Below are 15573 nucleotides of genomic sequence, written 5' to 3' on the forward strand. Positions count from 1 at the left end.
TCATCACGGGCTCGCCTCCGCCAACGTCCCCTCCCGCAGCTCGAGAACGAGGTCGGGGTCGATGCTCCGGAGGAATCCGTCGTCGTGGCTGACGACGAGGACGGCACCGCGAAACGCGGCCAGCGCGGCGACCAGCTGATCGACGGTGTCCAGGTCGAGGTTGTTCGTCGGCTCATCGAGCACCAGCAGCTGGGGTGGTGGATCGGCCATCACCAGACACGCGAGTGCGAGACGGAACCGCTCGCCCCCCGACAGCGCCCGCACCGGCCGAAGCACCGTGTCGCCGCGCAGGAGGAAGCGCGCCAGGCGGTTTCGCAGTTCGACGTCGCCGACGCCGGGTGCGGCGCGTCGCAGATGAGCGAGCGGCGACGCGGCGTCGTCGAGGTGGTCGATGCGCTGCGATAGGTATCCGATGCGGTCGGTGTGGGCCACCGCGTGTACCGAACTCCGCCTCACAACCTCGCGGTCGCCCGACGCACCCGCATCGGCCCGCACGTCCGCCCCGGCTGAGCCGCCGACCAGCCGTTCGAGAAGCGTCGTCTTGCCCGCGCCGTTCGGCCCGATCAGCGCGACGCGCTCCGGACCCTGAACGGTCCATGACCGCTCGCCGTCGCCGATCGTCGCGATCCGACGCCCCGCTGCGACACCGGGGTCGGGCAGGTCGATGTGCACTGACTCGTCGTCGCGGACGCGGTGTTCCGCGGCGTCGAGTACGGCCCGGGCGTCGGCTTCCTTGTCACGGGCTTCGACGCGCAGCCGCCCAGCCGACACCTCCGCCGCACGCTTCTTGGCACCTGCGACGATCTTCGGCGCGCGCCCCTGGGTGTGCGCCTTGTTCCCCATCGCCGCGCGGGTGGCCAGCACGTGATCCTGGCGTATCCGGTCGCGCTTCTCGCGGCGCACCTGTTGACGGGCCGCGGATTCGGCCTGTCGAGCCGCCGCCTGCTCCTCTTCGTGCGCGGTGCGCCACGCGGAGTAAGCCCCGCCGAACGTCGTCAGCGCGTTGCCGTACAGCTCCGCCGTCTCGTCCATCTGCTCCAGAAGTGCGGTGTCGTGGCTGACGACGATGAGCGTGCCGCGCCAGCTGCGCACCAGGTCGTACACGCGAGCCCGTGCGTCACGGTCGAGGTTGTTGGTCGGCTCGTCCAGAAGTGCGATCGGGGCGCCCCGCAGTCTCACGCCGACGAGCGCCGCGAGCACGGCCTCGCCACCGGAGAGGGCGTCGATCCGACGATCGAGGGCGTCCGGCGCAAGCCCCGCCTCGGCGAGAGCGGCGGTGGTACGCGCCTCAACGTCCCAGTCGTCGCCGACGGCGTCGAAGTGACGCGGGTCGACATCGCCGGACGCGATGGCCCGCACGGCATCCAGCTGCGTGTCGACGCCCAGCAGAGCGGCCACGCGCGTGTCGGCCGCGAGCCGCTGCGGCATCACGTCGACGGCACCGCTGCGGACGACGGTGCCGGATGCCGGTGTCAGCGCGCCTGAGATGATTCCGAGCAGCGTGGACTTGCCGGCGCCGTTGCGTCCGATCAGCCCGGTGCGCACGTCAGCGAAGGCGCCGGAAACGTCGTCCAGCGCGACAGTGCCGTCGGGCCAGGTGAAGGTGACGCGGTCGAGCACGACCGCGGGAGAGGAATGGGGCATGAGTGCCTCCTGACGGTGTCGAGACGCAGGCGCGCACGACACCGTTCCCGCACGACGGGAGGGTCGACGGCCGGCGCGGAAAATGGATGCGCCGACACGTCGGAGAACCCGGTGTTCGAAGAGGAACGGAGGGTCGACGGCTCAGCGCGGAATTACAGCGCGGCGTCGAAACCCTTCAACGGTCTTCCTCACACTCGGGACGGGGACCTCTCCAGCGTAGCGCGGCACGTCCGATCCGGCCAGGGCGGTCAGTCGGTCGACGCGACGCGCTGCTTCTCGAGGAACACGCGCACGTCATCGAGCTCTTCCTGCGACACGCTGTGGGTCAGCCCCGCGTAGACGCGGCCGCTGAGCTCGACGTGCTCGGGCAGCCACTGCACCGTGTGCGCCACCGCTGCTGCCGGGATCACCTCGTCCCGCGCGCCGCGGCCCCAGAACACCGGGGGTCGAAGCTCGGCGAGGTGAGCGTCGGTCGGCAGAGGGCTGGGGTCGACATAGCCGGCGAGGTTCACGACGAAAGCGAATCGTTCCGGTTGCAGCCGCAGGGCTTGCACGGCGACGGCGGCGCCCTGAGAAAAGCCGAGGATGCCGATGCGCGCGGCATCCGTCGCCGTGTCGAGCCACGAGATCAGCGCGTTTGCCGCCTCCGTGACGGCACCGGAGGACCGCCCGTCGAGCCCCTCGATCGGGTACCACGACCATCCCGGAGCGGGAAAGGGCGGCGGCAGGGGAGCGCGGACGGCGGCGAGCACGTACTCGTCGGGCAGGAACGGTGCGAGCCCGAACAGGTCGCGTTCGTCGGAGCCGTAGCCGTGCAGGAGCAGCAGCAGTGGACGCCCGGCACGTTCGTCGGCGGGAGCCGACCACAGGACGGCATCGTCATCGATCGCGGGCGCGCTCATGCGGCCATCTTCGCAGGCCCCGCCGACATTGCGCACCGTCGGTGCGGGCGCCGCCGCTACGGACGAGGTGGCGGTACGGGTATACATGAGGCATGGCCGTTCGCACCCCCGACCCCGATCCGAACGAACGCGACGACGATGGGGCCTCCCGTGATCCGCTGCGTGGATTCGGCGCGGCATCCCGTCGGCCCGGCCACCCGCTGGGCGATGGATCCTTCGGTTCGCCCGCGCCGGGAAACGCCGGCAACCCGGGGTGGCTCACCGAGATCGAGCTCGCCGAAGCGCGTCGCCGGCTGCCGATCCTCTACGTCGAGGCCGTGCCCGTGCGCACCGATGGCGTGGGGGCGGTCACGCAGGTCGGCGTGCTCCTGCGGGCAACCCCGATGGGGGAGATCACCCGATCGATCGTGTCGGGTCGCGTGCGCTACGGCGAGACGGTGCGCGACGCCCTCTTCCGCCACCTCGAGAACGACCTCGGCCCCATGGCCTTCCCCCAGTTGCCGCCGCAGCCGGTGCCCTTCACCGTCGCGGAGTACTTCCCCCTGCCGGGAATGAGCGCTTTCCACGACGACCGCCAGCACGCCGTCTCTCTCGCCTTCGTGATTCCGGTCAGTGGCACCTGCGAACCGCGTCAGGACGCCCTGGAGGTCACCTGGATGAGCCCCGAAGAAGCCTCGTCCGATGCGCTGGCCGAAGAGATGGAGGGCGGGCGCTCGACGCTCATCCGCCTCGCGTTGGCCAGCGTCGGCGCACTGCGCTGAGCACCGCCCGCTAGCTCCTCCCACCTCTCGGAGACCACCGTGCCCCGTAGCGAGATGCTCGTCGAATTCGCCGGGGCCCTGCCGCTCGCGGTGCTGCTGTCGTTCGTGATCGCCTGGGTGCTGCGCCGCATCTTCGGCGCACGCCTGTCGTTGCCGTTGTCGGTCATGACGATCGTCTCCATCCTGGGTCTGAGTGTCGGGCTCTTCGTCGCGGGCTGGTTCTTCTACGGTCTTCGCCTGTGGATGCCGACATCGCTGCTCGTCACCGCGGGAACGAGCCTGGGGTTGTCGTTCGTCGTGGCGGCCGGCGCGGCCCTCGTCCGTCGCGACGGGGGCGTCGATGTTGCCGCTCTCCTTGCGAAGGGGGAGGGCGAGCGGATCGAGTTCAAGGAGACGGCGCGCTGGAACGTCCGCGACGACAAGAAGGACGCCCGCATGGAGCAGGTCGTCGCCAAGACCGTCGCTGCTTTCCTCAACAGTTCCGGCGGCACCCTGCTGATCGGCGTCGACGACGACGGGCAGGTGCACGGCCTCGACCGGGACTACGCGACGCTGCGCACCCCCGACGCCGACCGTTTCGAGCTGTGGCTGCGCGACATGCTCGCGGCGAGCATCGGCAAGAATGCCGCGGCCTTGCCGCGCATCCGTTTCGCAGACGTGGAGGGACGGACGGTCTGTGCCGTGCGATGCCCGAGGGCATCGGAGCCCGTCTTCGTCACGCAGGGCGGCGGCACCGAACTGTGGGTGCGGGTGGGGAATTCGACGCGCGCGTTCGGTGTCGATGAGGCGGTCACCTACGTCGCGCGTCACTTCCGCCCGAACCTGGCCGAGGTCGTTCTCGGGCGTCGCTGACATTCGTCATCCGGCTGATCGATTGCTCCGATAGCATTCGCGTGCCGGCACGCCCGAGTCGGTGTCGAGTCGTCGTACCCCCACGGGGTGGGACGCATTTTCCGGAGCTTCGTCATGACCGATCGCAACGAGTCCGCACCCTCCTCCCTCGACGACCTCATCGCCGGGTCGCGGGAGTCGCACCCCGACGGCGACTCCGCCGCGTTCGCCACGGTGTTCCGCGGCTACGACCGCGCCGCGGTCGATGCGGCGATCGACGCACTGCGGGCAGAAGGCGACGCGCAGCGAGCGCGGATCGAGTCCCTCGCCCGCGACGAGCAGAACGCTCGCGGCGAGGCGCAGTCGCATGCCGAGACGATCGCGCTGCTCGAAGCGAAGGCCGCCGAACTCGAGGCCGGGCTCGCGCTGCAGTCCGCCCGCGCCGACAACGCCGAAGACAAGGTGCAGACCCTCACCGCCGATTTCATCAGCTCGACCGAGGAGTCCTCGCGCGAGCGGGAGCGGTTCGAGGACGTGCTGAGGGTCGCCGAAGACCAGGCATCCGTCATCATCAAGAACGCCAGCGCGCAGGCCGAGCGGTTGCTCCAGGCCGCCCGTGAGGAGATCGCCGCCCAGCGCGCAAGCGCCCAGGCCGACATCGAGACCCTGCGCTCGCAGGCGTCGACGGATGCCGCGCAGGCCCGACTCACGATCGACACCGAGCTGACCGCGCACACCGCCCAGTTGGAGCGGGAAGGCGCCCACGCAGCCGAGAAGGTGACGCAGGCCGAGCAGGAGGCGGCCGCGATCCGCACCGAGGCCGAGAAGGGCGCGGCGGCGTTGCGTTCGCTCGTGGCGCGCGAGACCGAGCAGGCCCGTGCCGAGGCCGAAGAGGCTGTGCGCGAGCACCGGATGCGAGCGCTCGAGTTCGAGGAGGCGCTCAGCCGCCGTCAGGACGATGCCCAGCAGGAGTTCCTCATGCTGCACAACCAGGCCGTCGCCCACGCCGAGCGCATCACGCAGGACGCGAACGAGCAGGTTGCCGCCTCGCTCGAGCACGCCCAACGCATCACCGCCAAGGCAGACGACTTCGACAAGCTGATGCGTGCCCAGGCGCAGCAGCACGAAGCAGATGCCCGTCTGCGCTCGCGCGAGATCCTCGACCGCGCCAGCGTCAAGGCGCAGAAGATCCTCGACGCCGTCACCGGGCACTCCCAAGGAGTGCTGCGCGATGCGGAAGACCGCGCTCGCGCCCTGCGGTGGCAGCAGCAGCAGTTGACGAGCTTCATGTCGGAGGTCAAAGAGCTGATGCGCACCGAGGCCACGACCGCCGCTGCTCCCGCAGCAGAGGCGGTCGCCGACGCCGGGGCGGGCGACGCCGGGGCCGACGACGGTACGACCGCGCAGGGCGACTGACGACGCTTCCTGCGCTGTCGTCGACCGGTCTTAGGCTCGGGTCATGACCTCGATCGAGCCTCTCGCGTTCCCGACCGATCCCGACGACTGGACGGCTTTCGCCTCCGCCCGGCCCGCCGACGCCGTGGCGCTCGTGGCCGAGATCGATGCGCGGCTGGTCGGCGAGGGCGACGGTGCGGATGCCGCGGCGCGACTCGAGCTGTGGAACGACGCCGACCTGGCGCTGCGACAGGCGACGAACGAGGCCTATCTGCTGAGCGAAGCCCACCCGGATGCCGCGGTGCGCGACATCGCCGAGGGACAGGTCCAGACCCTGGAGGCCTTGTCCGCGTCGCGCCTGCTCGATGAGGGGCTCTTCGCCGTCTTCGACGGCCTCGACGACGGTGCCCTCGACGCCGACCAGCGGCGTCTGCTCGACCAGGTGCGCCGCGACTTCCGCCGCGGCGGCGTCGCTCTGCCCGCGGCCGACCGCGCGCGCGTGCGCGTGCTCACCGACCGTGACACCGAGCTGAGCCTGGAGTTCTCGCGCAACATCCGGGACGGGCGTCGTGAGATTCGCGTGGCACCCGAAGCGCTCGCCGGGCTGCCGCAGGACTTCATCGACTCCCATCCCGTGCAAGACGACGGCCTCGTCGTCCTCACCACCGAGTACACCGACCTCATGCCGGTGCGGGAATACGCCACCGACCGCGCAACGCGCACGGCGCTGCTGTCGGCCTACAACGACCTCGCGTGGCCGGAGAACGACCATGTGCTGGCCGAGCTGCTCGCCGTGCGCAACGAACGGGCCCAGCTGCTGGGCTACGGCGATTGGGCGGATTTCGAGACCGAGACGCGGATGATCGGTCACGATCAGCCCGGTGGGGGCAGCGCCGCCGTCGCGGCGTTCCTGGCCCGGCTCGACGACGCCTCCGCGCACGCGGCGGCCGCGGAATACCCGGTGCTGCTGGAGAGGCTGCGGCACGACGATCCCGCGGCATCCGAGGTCACCATCGCCGACTTCTTCTACCTGCTCAGCACGCTGCGGCGCGAGCTCCACGACGTCGACGCGCAGCGGGTGCGGTCGTACTTCTCGTTCGACCGCGTGCTCCCTGGCGTGCTCGACACGACCGCGCGGCTCCTCGATGTCGACTATGTACCGGTTCAGGTCGCCACCTGGCACGGCGACGTGCGCTCCTACGACGTCGTCCGGGATGGCGAGAGGCTCGGCCGCATCCACCTCGATCTGCACCCGCGCGACGGCAAGTACAACCACGCCGCCTGCTTCCCACTGGCGCCGGGGGTGACCGGACGCGTGCTCCCCGAAGCCGTGCTGCTGTGCAACTTCGCCCGGGGGCTCATGACCCACGACGAGGTGGTCACCTTCTTCCACGAGTTCGGTCACCTCGTGCACGACATCCTGGGCGGCGCCCAGCGCTTCGTCCGCTTCTCCGGAGTCGCCACCGAATGGGACTTCGTCGAGGCGCCCAGCCAGCTGCTCGAGGAGTGGGCGTGGGACGCCGATGTCCTGGCATCGTTCACCGCAGGCCCCGACGGTGAGCCGATACCGGCCGACCTCGTCGCGAAGATGCGCGTGGCCGACGGCTTCGGGCGCGCGCTGGAGGTTCGTCGTCAGCTCGGTCACGCGAACGTGTCGTACCACCTGCATGTCGACCGCCCGGCCGACCTGCAGGCAGCCACCGAGCACTGGTACGCCGCCACGAGCCCCGTCCAGCCGCTCGTCGGCCGCCACTCGTATGCCGGTTTCGGTCACCTGACCGGCTACGGGGCCTGCTACTACACGTACCAGTGGAGCCTGGTGATCGCGCGCGATCTGCTGTCGGGGTTCGACGGAAACCTCATGGATGCCGAGGCGGCGACCCGCTATCGCCGCGAGATTCTCGAGCCGGGCGGGCGCCGCGACGCGAGCGACCTGGTCGAGGCGTTCCTCGGCCGCCCGTATCGCTTCGATGCCTACCGGGAGTGGCTCGCGGGAGCGTGAGCCGCGCCGCGGGGTGATGCGCCGGGCTCAGGTGAGGCGGGCCAGCTCGGCGACGAACGCATCGACGTCGTCCTCGGCGGTGTCGAAGGAGCACATCCAGCGGACTTCGTTCTTCGCCGCGTCCCAATCGTAGAAGCGGAAGCTCCCACGCAAGGCATCGGCGACGCCCTCGGGCAGCACCGCGAAGACCCCGTTCGCCTGCGTCGGCTGGCTGAAGGCGACGCCGGTGATCGAGCCGTCCGCGATGCCCGCCTCGACGCCGGCGCGCAGGCGCTGCGCCATCGAATTGGCGTGCTGGGCGTTGCGCAGGTACAGGTCGCCCTCCAGCAGGGCGATCAGCTGCGCCGAGATGAAGCGCATCTTCGAAGCCAGCTGCATGTTGAGCTTCCGCAGGAACAGCAGACCCTCCGCGGCATCCGGGTTCAGTACGACCACGGCCTCGCCGCCGAGCGCGCCGTTCTTCGTGCCGCCGAAGCTGAGCACATCGACCCCGACGTCGGTCGTGAAGGCGCGCAGCGGCAGATCGAGGGCCGCCGCCGCGTTCGAGATGCGGGCGCCGTCGAGGTGCAGGCGCATGCCCCGCGCATGAGCATGGTCGGCGAGTGCCGCGATCTCGTCGGGCGTGTAGAGCGTGCCGAGCTCGGATGACTGGGTGATCGACACCACGAGCGGCTGCGCGCGGTGCTCGTCGCCCCAGCCCCAGGCCTCGCGGTCGACCAGCTCGGCAGTGAGCTTGCCGTCGTCGGTGGGGACGTTGAGGATCTTGATTCCCGCGACCCGCTCGGGGGCGCCACCCTCGTCGACATTGATGTGGGCGGTGGATGCCGCGATCACCGCGCCCCACCGCGGCAGCATCGACTGCAGGCCCACGACGTTTGCCCCCGTGCCGTTGAACACGGGGAACGCCTCGACACCGTCGCCGAAGTGACGGCGGAACACCTCCTGCAGCCGGGCCGTGTAGACATCTTCGCCATAGGCGATCTGGTGCCCGTGGTTGGCGGCGGCGATGGCCTCGAGAACCTCGGGGTGGACGCCGGAGTAGTTGTCGCTGGCGAAGCCGCGGACGGTCGTGTCATGCAGGGTGGTCACGGGTATCCAATCTAGTTCGACGCACCGAGGCCGACGATCGTGTCGTTGGCGACGCACGCCTCGGCATCCCAGAGCCCGACGAACGCGCGTGCCAGCTCCTCCTCGAGGCCCTCGAGTGCGCGCACCCGGAAGATGACGGATGCCGCCGTCTGCGCGACGCCGCGATCTCGCGCGTCCTTCGCGAACCCCTGGGCCATCGCCCGCGCCCAGGCCTCCTCTGCGGCCTTGACGGCGGCGTAGTTCGCCCCGCCCGCCAGGGGCCGCGCGACTGCCGTGGATGACACGATCGCCGTGCGCGCCGCGGGGGAGGACGTCAGCTCGTGCCACAGCGCACGGGTGATGTGGCGCAGCGCGGCGAGTCCGACCTCGAGTGCCCGGTAGTCCTCGTCCGACTGCCCAGGGAGCCCACCGCCGCCCCGCCATCCGCCCACCAGGTGCAGCAGCCCGTCGACGCGCGTCCGGCCCGCCGTGAGCGTCGCCGCGAACGCGGAGACCTCCCCGGCGTCGGCGAGGTCGCACACGGCGGTGCGCGCGCCGAGCTCGCGCAGGGGAGCGAGCGCGTCGTCGCGGCGCCCGAGCGCGATCACGGTAGCCCCGGCATCCACGAGCGCACGCGCCGCAGCGTGGCCGCTCGCGCTCGTGGCGCCGGCGATCACGACGGTGCGCCCGCGCACACCGTCACCCATCGCGGCCCGTGATCCCGGCGGTCGACGCGATCACGTCGCGCATCTTCTTGTCGAGGGCTTCGAAGAACATCGACAGCGGAAACTCGTCGTCGAGCACGGCATCCGTGTATCCCTTCGGAGCGCCGGCGAGCACCTCGTCGGGCAGGCCGCGCGCCCACGCCGATGCCGGGTGGGGGGCCACCACACCGCGGACGAGCTCGTAGGCCGCGAGCCAGTGCGCCACTTTCGGTCGGTCGATCGACTCCCAGTACAGCCGATCGATCGCGTCGCTCAGCGCGATGACGGCCGCGGGTACCTCGTCCCAGTCGAAGGCGAGGGCCGTGTCGGTCCAGTGCAGCACGCCGCGTTGGTGCAGCCAGGCGAACAGCAGCTGCCCGCCGAGGCCGTCGTAGTTGCGCACGCGCGAACCGGTGATGGCGAAGCGGAAGATCCGGTCGAACAGCACCGCGTACTGCACGAGGCGCGCTCGATCGAGCATCGCTGCCTCGGTGTCGGTGAGTGTCTCGCCTTCCGCATCGCGGGCCGACAGACGTGCGGCGATGCCGACGCACTCGCGGTAGGCCGTGAGGTCGCAGCGCAACTCTTCCAGCGAGTAGAGGAAGAACGGCATTCGCTGCTTGATCATGAACGGGTCGAACGGCAGGTCGCCGCGCATGTGGCTGCGGTCGTGGATGAGGTCCCACATGACGAACGTCTGCTCCGTGAGCGACTGATCTGCGAGCAGGCGGGAGACCCCCTCGGGCACGTCGAGCTTGGTGATCTCGGATGCCGCGGCCACCACTCGGCGGAAGCGTGCGGCCTCGCGGTCCTGGAAGATCGCGCCCCACGTGAACGAGGGGATCTCACGCATCGCGACCGTCTCCGGGAACAGCACCGCGGAGTTGGTGTCGTAGCCCGAGGTGAAGTCGAGAAGTCGCAGCGAGACGAACAGGCCGTTCGTGTAGGTCTGCTCCAGTTCGCCGATGAACTCCGGCCAGATCACCTCGCAGAGCACCGCCTCGAGGTGGCGATCGCGGGACCCGTTCTGCGTGTACATGGGAAACACCACGAGGTGGCGCAGGCCGTCGATGCGCTGTCGCTGCGGCTGGAAAGCGACCAGTGAGTCGAGGAAATCGGGCACGTCGAAGCCGCTCGCGGTCCAGCGTCGCAGGTCGTCGACGCAGGCCGAGAGGTAGGCGTCGTCGTGGGGGAACAGGGGTGCCAGCTCCTGCATCGTGCGGACCACGGTGTCGACGAGGCCTGCCGCGACGGGGTGGTACGCCGCGTCGGGAATGGAACCGTCTGCGACCTGGAGCGGTTGCAGCTCGGTGACGGCCTGCTTGAGCGCGAGCCATGCGGAGTGCTCCTCGACGCCCTGTGTCTTCGCTCGGTCGTCTTCGACGACCTGTGTCTTCGCTCGGTCGTCTTCGACGACCTCGGGCTCTCCGATGACGGACTTCTCGCTTGTGAGAAGGGACATAGTGGGCACCTCCGATCGCCGTGCAGGAATATTTACGGCAAGAGTGGCTTGCCTCAGGTATTATTCCATGCATGGAAGACGATGTCGACCGGCGGATCGTCGCCGAAGTTTCCCGTGACGGACGGGTCACACTCGCCGATCTCTCCGCTGCCGTGGGGCTGTCGGTGTCGGCGGTGCAGGCTCGCCTGAAGCGGCTCGAGTCGCGCGGCGTCGTCACCGGCTATCGCGCCATCGTCGATCCCGAGGCCGTGGGGAGGCCGCTCGCCGCCTTCATCGAGATCACGCCCCTCGACCCCGCGCAGCCCGACAACGCACCCGAACTGCTCGAGCACCTCGACGCGATCGAGGCATGCCACTCCATCGCCGGCGATGCCAGCTACATGCTCTTCGCCCGCGTCGCCTCGCCGCGGGCGCTCGAAGACCTCGTACGCGACATCCGCCTCGCCGCCGGGGTGCGCACGCGCACGACCGTCGTGCTGCAGACGTTCTACGAGCACCGGCCGCTCGTCCCGCTCGGCGGCTCCTAGCGCTCGGCGCCGTGGAGGAGGGGTGGGAAAACCCACCCGAATTTGTCCTTGCCGAAAACCTATGACGACTGTCACAATGTTGCGGGAGGCAACATATCGGTCTGTCGCCGTTCTTCGCGGCGGGGTCGTCTGTCCGAATATGTTCTCTCCGTTAACAATCACCATTCCGTGAGCGATGTCTGTCACGCGGTGGTGGCTTCTGCATTCAGAGAGGAACGCACAGAACATGAAGCTCACACGCCTCGCGGCCTTGGCCGTGACCGGCACACTTCTCATCGGCGGATTGGCGGCGTGCTCGTCCACGCCGGCGGCCTCCGGGGGAGGCGCAACCGGAGCCCAGGGTGAATGCAACGTCGGCATCTCCATGCCCACGCGCACCCTCGAACGCTGGATCAACGACGGCGAGGGTCTGCAGACCAAGCTGAAGGGTGACGGCTGCACCGTCGATCTGCAGTACGCCGACAACAAGACCGATCAGCAGATCTCGCAGATTCAGAACCAGATCGCCGGTGGAGCGAAGATCCTCGTGATCGCGGCCATCGACGGCAGCTCCCTCGGACCAGTGCTGGCCGAGGCCAAGAAGCAGAACGTCACGATCATCGCCTACGACCGTCTCATCAACGGCACCGGCGACGTCGACTACTACGCGACCTTCGACAACTACAAGGTGGGTCAGCTCCAGGGCGAGTTCATCGCGAAGCAGCTCGACCTCGCCGGCGGCAAGGGACCGTTCAACCTCGAACCCTTCGCCGGCAGCCCCGACGACAACAACGCCAAGTTCTTCTTCTCCGGCGCGTGGGACGTCCTGCTTCCGTATGTGACCTCCGGCAAGCTGGTGGTTCCGTCGGGCAAGTCGCCGTCCAGCGATGCCGACTGGGCGTCGATCGGCATCCAGGGCTGGGCATCGGACAAGGCCCAGGCCGAGATGGACAACCGCCTTTCGTCCTTCTACACGTCGGGACAGAAAGTCAACGTCGTTCTCTCGCCGAACGACTCCCTCGCCATCGGCATCATCGCCTCGCTCAAGTCGGCCGGGTACACCCCCGGATCCGCGTACCCGGTGCTCACCGGTCAGGACGCGGACAAGGCGAACGTCCAGGCCATCCTGAACGGCGAGCAGTCGATGACGGTGTGGAAAGACACCCGCGCCCTCGGCGACCGTGTGCAGAAGATGATCGCGTCGATCGTCGCGGGACAGCAGGTCGAGGTCAACGACACCAAGACGTACAACAACGGCGTCAAGGTCGTGCCGTCGTACCTGCTCGATCCTGAGGTGGTCACCAAGGACACCGTGCAGTCCACGCTCATCGACTCCGGTTTCCTCAAGGCGAGCGACGTCGGTCTGTGAGTTCGAAGGGGGTGGATGCCGCGGCATCCACCCCCTTCTCTGCCCGGCGACCATCGACTCAGCGGTCATCAACACATCGAGGTGAAGGACCCTATGGAACAGCCCATCCTGATCATGCGGGACATCGTCAAAGAGTTCGGTGCGGGCGTCCGCGCTCTGGACGGCGTCTCCCTGAGCGTTCAGCGCGGTGAGGTGCACGCCGTCTGCGGTGAGAACGGCGCGGGCAAGTCCACGCTGATGAAGGTGCTGTCGGGGGTGTACCCCGCCGGCTCCTTCGAGGGCTCGATCGAGTTCGACGGTCATGAGGCCGCGTACCGCTCGATCAACGACAGCGAAGCCGACGGCATCGTGATCATCCACCAGGAGCTGGCACTCAGCCCCTACCTCTCCATCGCGGAGAACATCTTCCTCGGCAACGAGATCCACAAGCGCGGATTCGTCGACTGGAACGCGACGAATGTCGCGGCCGCGCAGCTGTTGGCGCGCGTCGGACTCGACGAGAACCCCGCCACGAAGATCCTCGAGCTCGGCGTTGGCAAGCAGCAGCTCGTCGAGATCGCCAAGGCACTGTCCAAAGAGGTCAAGCTGCTGATCCTCGATGAACCCACCGCCGCGTTGAACGACGAAGACAGCTCTCATCTGCTGGCGCTCATCGAGCAGCTACGACAACAGGGCATCACCTCGATCATCATCAGCCACAAGCTGAAGGAGATCCGCCGCATCGCCGACACCGTGACCGTGCTGCGCGACGGGCGCACCATCGAGAGCATCGACATGCACGGACCGGATGCCACGGAGGCGCGGATCATCCGCTCCATGGTCGGTCGCGATCTGACGAGCATGTTCCCGCCGCGCGAGCCTCACATCGGAGCCGAGCGGTTTCGCGTCGAGGAGTGGACGGTCCATCACCCCGTGGATGTCGACCGCGTCGTCGTCGACCACGCGTCCTTCCACGTGCGCGCCGGCGAGATCGTCGGGTTCGCGGGCCTCATGGGTGCCGGCCGCACCGAACTGGCGATGAGTATCTTCGGCCGCAGCTACGGAACGGGAATCAGCGGCCGGGTCTACAAGGACGGGGTGCAGATCCAGACCCGTACCGTCGACGAGGCGATCCGTCACGGCATCGCCTACGCGACGGAGGATCGCAAGCGCTACGGGCTCAACCTCATCGGCGACATCAAGATGAACGTCTCGGCGGCCGCCCTCGCCAAGCTCGCCCGGTTCGGGATCATCGACCGATACCGCGAGTACAAGGTCGCCGACTCGTACCGCTCCAAGATGAACATCAAGGCGCCCTCGGTGGCGGTGCTGGCGGGCAACCTGTCGGGCGGCAACCAACAGAAGGTCGTGCTCTCGAAGTGGGTCTTCTCCGGGCCCGACATCCTCATCCTCGACGAGCCCACCCGGGGCATCGACGTGGGAGCGAAGTACGAGATCTACGGAATCATCAACGAGCTCGCCGCCCAGGGCAAGGCCGTCATCCTGATCTCCTCCGAGCTTCCGGAACTGCTCGGGCTGGCCGATCGCATCTACACCATCTCCGAAGGCCGTATCTCCGGCGAGCTCGAGCGCGCCGAGGCCACGCAAGAACGACTCATGCACTTCATGACAGCGGGAAAGGACCTGGCCCGATGAGCGCCAACACGTCGTCGACTTCCACTCGCCCCGGAACGGGCGCATCGGGCGGCTCAGCCAAGCGGCGGCTGCGCCTGAACGTGAACCTCCGGCAGTACGGCATCCTCGCGGCCCTCGCGGTGATCATCCTGCTCTTCCAGGTGCTCACCGGCGGCCGGCTGCTTCTGCCCGGCAACGTCAACAACCTCATCCAGCAGAACGCCTACGTGCTGATCCTCGCGATCGGCATGGTGATGGTGATCATCGCCGGCCACATCGATCTGTCGGTCGGGTCGGTCGTCGCGATGGTCGGCGCGATCGCCGCGATCTCCATGAACGTCTGGGGTCTGCCGTGGTGGGCCGCGCTGCTGGTGGCGCTGGCCACCGGCGCCGTGGTGGGCGCCTGGCAGGGGTTCTGGGTCGCGTTCGTCGGCATCCCCGCCTTCATCGTCACTCTCGCCGGCATGCTGATCTTCCGCGGATTCACTCTCGTGCTGCTCACGGGCGGAACGATCAGCGGCCTTCCGCCCCAGTTCACCGCGATCGGCGCCGGCTGGATCCCGGGCTTCGCCGGCGGCATCCTCGGTCGTGACGCGTTCACGCTGCTGCTCGGCCTCGTCGCGTCGGCAGCGCTGATCGTGCAGCAGTTGCGCGCGCGCGCCGCGCTGCGACGGCTCGAATTGCCGCGAGAGCCCGGCGCGTCGTTCTGGACGAAGCAGATCATCGCCGTCGCCGCGATCATGGCCCTCACATGGCTGCTGTCGGGCTACAGCGGCACGCCCATCATCCTCATCGTGCTGGCCGTGCTGATCCTCGCCTACAGCTACATCCTCAGCCGGTCGGTGTTCGGCCGGCACATCTACGCGATGGGAGGAAACCTCTTCGCCGCGCAGATGTCGGGCGTGAAGACCAAGTGGGTCACCTTCTTCATCTTCGTCAACATGGGTGCCCTCGCCGCCGTCGCGGGAATCGTCAGCACGGCCCGTGCCGGATCGGCCGTGGCCTCGGCCGGCCAGAACTACGAGCTCGACGCGATCGCGGCGGTCTTCATCGGCGGCGCAGCCGTCCAGGGAGGCGTGGGTACCGTCGTCGGGGCGGTGATCGGCGGCCTCGTGATGGGGGTCTTGAACATGGGGCTGTCGATCCTGTCCGTGGATGCCGCATGGCAGATGGCCATCAAGGGCTTCGTCCTGTTGCTCGCCGTCGCCTTCGACGTCTTCAACAAGAGGCGCGCCGGTATGCGTTGACGTCCCCTCCCGGGGTTGTTCGGACACGGCCCGAGCAACCCCCGTGGATCCGTCCCTCACGCGGGACA

Annotated in this window: 13 protein-coding genes; 8 read left to right on the forward strand and 5 right to left on the reverse strand. The window is 68.7% G+C overall.

Features of this window, described 5'->3' with window-relative positions; translation table 11 throughout:
* Positions 1–3: 3 nt before the first annotated feature.
* Together ITJ43_RS04315 and ITJ43_RS04320 are read right to left on the reverse strand one after the other, a co-directional pair.
* Entirely contained in the window at positions 4–1644 is a 1641-nt protein-coding gene (locus tag ITJ43_RS04315; protein ID WP_194582611.1) for an ABC-F family ATP-binding cassette domain-containing protein, read from the reverse strand.
* A 248-nt stretch (positions 1645–1892) separates the two neighbouring features.
* Positions 1893–2546 carry an alpha/beta hydrolase gene (locus ITJ43_RS04320; RefSeq protein WP_194582612.1) on the reverse strand — a complete coding sequence of 218 codons (654 nt, stop codon included), beginning with the start codon at positions 2544–2546 and terminating at the stop codon, positions 1893–1895.
* Between the two features lie 92 nt (positions 2547–2638).
* Between ITJ43_RS04320 and ITJ43_RS04325 the strand changes: the two genes are divergently transcribed.
* The 4 genes from ITJ43_RS04325 to ITJ43_RS04340 all read left to right on the forward strand — a co-directional run bounded on the left by ITJ43_RS04325 (position 2639) and on the right by ITJ43_RS04340 (position 7535).
* Entirely contained in the window at positions 2639–3307 is a 669-nt protein-coding gene (locus ITJ43_RS04325; protein ID WP_194582613.1) for an NUDIX hydrolase family protein, read from the forward strand.
* 39 nt (positions 3308–3346) lie between these two features.
* Complete coding sequence (locus ITJ43_RS04330) at positions 3347–4159, forward strand: ATP-binding protein (RefSeq protein WP_323741122.1); 813 nt, start codon at positions 3347–3349, stop codon at positions 4157–4159.
* Between the two features lie 114 nt (positions 4160–4273).
* Complete coding sequence (locus tag ITJ43_RS04335) at positions 4274–5554, forward strand: cell division initiation protein (RefSeq protein WP_194582614.1); 1281 nt, start codon at positions 4274–4276, stop codon at positions 5552–5554.
* A 43-nt stretch (positions 5555–5597) separates the two neighbouring features.
* Entirely contained in the window at positions 5598–7535 is a 1938-nt protein-coding gene (locus ITJ43_RS04340; RefSeq protein WP_194582615.1) for a M3 family metallopeptidase, read from the forward strand.
* A 27-nt stretch (positions 7536–7562) separates the two neighbouring features.
* Here ITJ43_RS04340 and ITJ43_RS04345 read toward each other — a convergent pair whose 3' ends face one another.
* From ITJ43_RS04345 to ITJ43_RS04355, 3 genes are read right to left on the reverse strand one after another with little or no spacing between them, the layout of a single operon-like run.
* Positions 7563–8624: a threonine aldolase family protein gene (locus tag ITJ43_RS04345; RefSeq protein WP_194582616.1), complete on the reverse strand. Its 1062-nt coding sequence runs from the start codon at positions 8622–8624 to the stop codon at positions 7563–7565.
* 11 nt (positions 8625–8635) lie between these two features.
* On the reverse strand, positions 8636–9310 hold the full coding sequence (locus tag ITJ43_RS04350; protein ID WP_194582617.1) for an SDR family oxidoreductase: 675 nt from the start codon (positions 9308–9310) through the stop codon (positions 8636–8638).
* Positions 9303–10769 carry a DUF6421 family protein gene (locus ITJ43_RS04355; protein ID WP_194582618.1) on the reverse strand — a complete coding sequence of 489 codons (1467 nt, stop codon included), beginning with the start codon at positions 10767–10769 and terminating at the stop codon, positions 9303–9305. Before ITJ43_RS04355 ends, ITJ43_RS04350 begins: the two co-directional genes overlap by 8 nt.
* Positions 10770–10840: 71 nt before the next feature.
* Here ITJ43_RS04355 and ITJ43_RS04360 point away from each other — a divergent pair, with 71 nt between their 5' ends.
* The 4 genes from ITJ43_RS04360 to mmsB all read left to right on the forward strand — a co-directional run bounded on the left by ITJ43_RS04360 (position 10841) and on the right by mmsB (position 15505).
* Complete coding sequence (locus ITJ43_RS04360; RefSeq protein WP_194582619.1) at positions 10841–11296, forward strand: Lrp/AsnC family transcriptional regulator; 456 nt, start codon at positions 10841–10843, stop codon at positions 11294–11296.
* Between the two features lie 226 nt (positions 11297–11522).
* Positions 11523–12644: a multiple monosaccharide ABC transporter substrate-binding protein gene (chvE, locus tag ITJ43_RS04365; protein ID WP_194582620.1), complete on the forward strand. Its 1122-nt coding sequence runs from the start codon at positions 11523–11525 to the stop codon at positions 12642–12644.
* A 15-nt stretch (positions 12645–12659) separates the two neighbouring features.
* Positions 12660–14279, forward strand: coding sequence for a multiple monosaccharide ABC transporter ATP-binding protein (gene mmsA / locus ITJ43_RS04370; RefSeq protein ID WP_416361060.1), 1620 nt, complete (start codon positions 12660–12662; stop codon positions 14277–14279).
* Positions 14276–15505: a multiple monosaccharide ABC transporter permease gene (gene mmsB / locus ITJ43_RS04375; protein ID WP_194582622.1), complete on the forward strand. Its 1230-nt coding sequence runs from the start codon at positions 14276–14278 to the stop codon at positions 15503–15505. The genes mmsA and mmsB overlap by 4 nt, the downstream gene beginning before the upstream one ends.
* Positions 15506–15573: the final 68 nt, after the last annotated feature.

Source organism: Microbacterium sp. VKM Ac-2870, from assembly GCF_015350795.1.
Classification (GTDB): Bacteria; Actinomycetota; Actinomycetes; order Actinomycetales; family Microbacteriaceae; genus Microbacterium.

What these genes read in the sequence shown, in the direction of transcription:
- ITJ43_RS04315 (WP_194582611.1), bottom strand. Translation starts at nt 1,644, where the DNA reads ATGCCCCATTCCTCTCCCGCGGTCGTGCTCGACCGCGTCACCTTCACC.
- ITJ43_RS04320 (WP_194582612.1), bottom strand. Translation starts at nt 2,546, where the DNA reads ATGAGCGCGCCCGCGATCGATGACGATGCCGTCCTGTGGTCGGCTCCC.
- ITJ43_RS04325 (WP_194582613.1), top strand. Translation starts at nt 2,639, where the DNA reads ATGGCCGTTCGCACCCCCGACCCCGATCCGAACGAACGCGACGACGAT.
- ITJ43_RS04335 (WP_194582614.1), top strand. Translation starts at nt 4,274, where the DNA reads ATGACCGATCGCAACGAGTCCGCACCCTCCTCCCTCGACGACCTCATC.
- ITJ43_RS04340 (WP_194582615.1), top strand. Translation starts at nt 5,598, where the DNA reads ATGACCTCGATCGAGCCTCTCGCGTTCCCGACCGATCCCGACGACTGG.
- ITJ43_RS04350 (WP_194582617.1), bottom strand. Translation starts at nt 9,310, where the DNA reads ATGGGTGACGGTGTGCGCGGGCGCACCGTCGTGATCGCCGGCGCCACG.
- ITJ43_RS04355 (WP_194582618.1), bottom strand. Translation starts at nt 10,769, where the DNA reads ATGTCCCTTCTCACAAGCGAGAAGTCCGTCATCGGAGAGCCCGAGGTC.
- ITJ43_RS04360 (WP_194582619.1), top strand. Translation starts at nt 10,841, where the DNA reads ATGGAAGACGATGTCGACCGGCGGATCGTCGCCGAAGTTTCCCGTGAC.
- chvE (WP_194582620.1), top strand. Translation starts at nt 11,523, where the DNA reads ATGAAGCTCACACGCCTCGCGGCCTTGGCCGTGACCGGCACACTTCTC.
- mmsA (WP_416361060.1), top strand. Translation starts at nt 12,660, where the DNA reads ATGCCGCGGCATCCACCCCCTTCTCTGCCCGGCGACCATCGACTCAGC.
- mmsB (WP_194582622.1), top strand. Translation starts at nt 14,276, where the DNA reads ATGAGCGCCAACACGTCGTCGACTTCCACTCGCCCCGGAACGGGCGCA.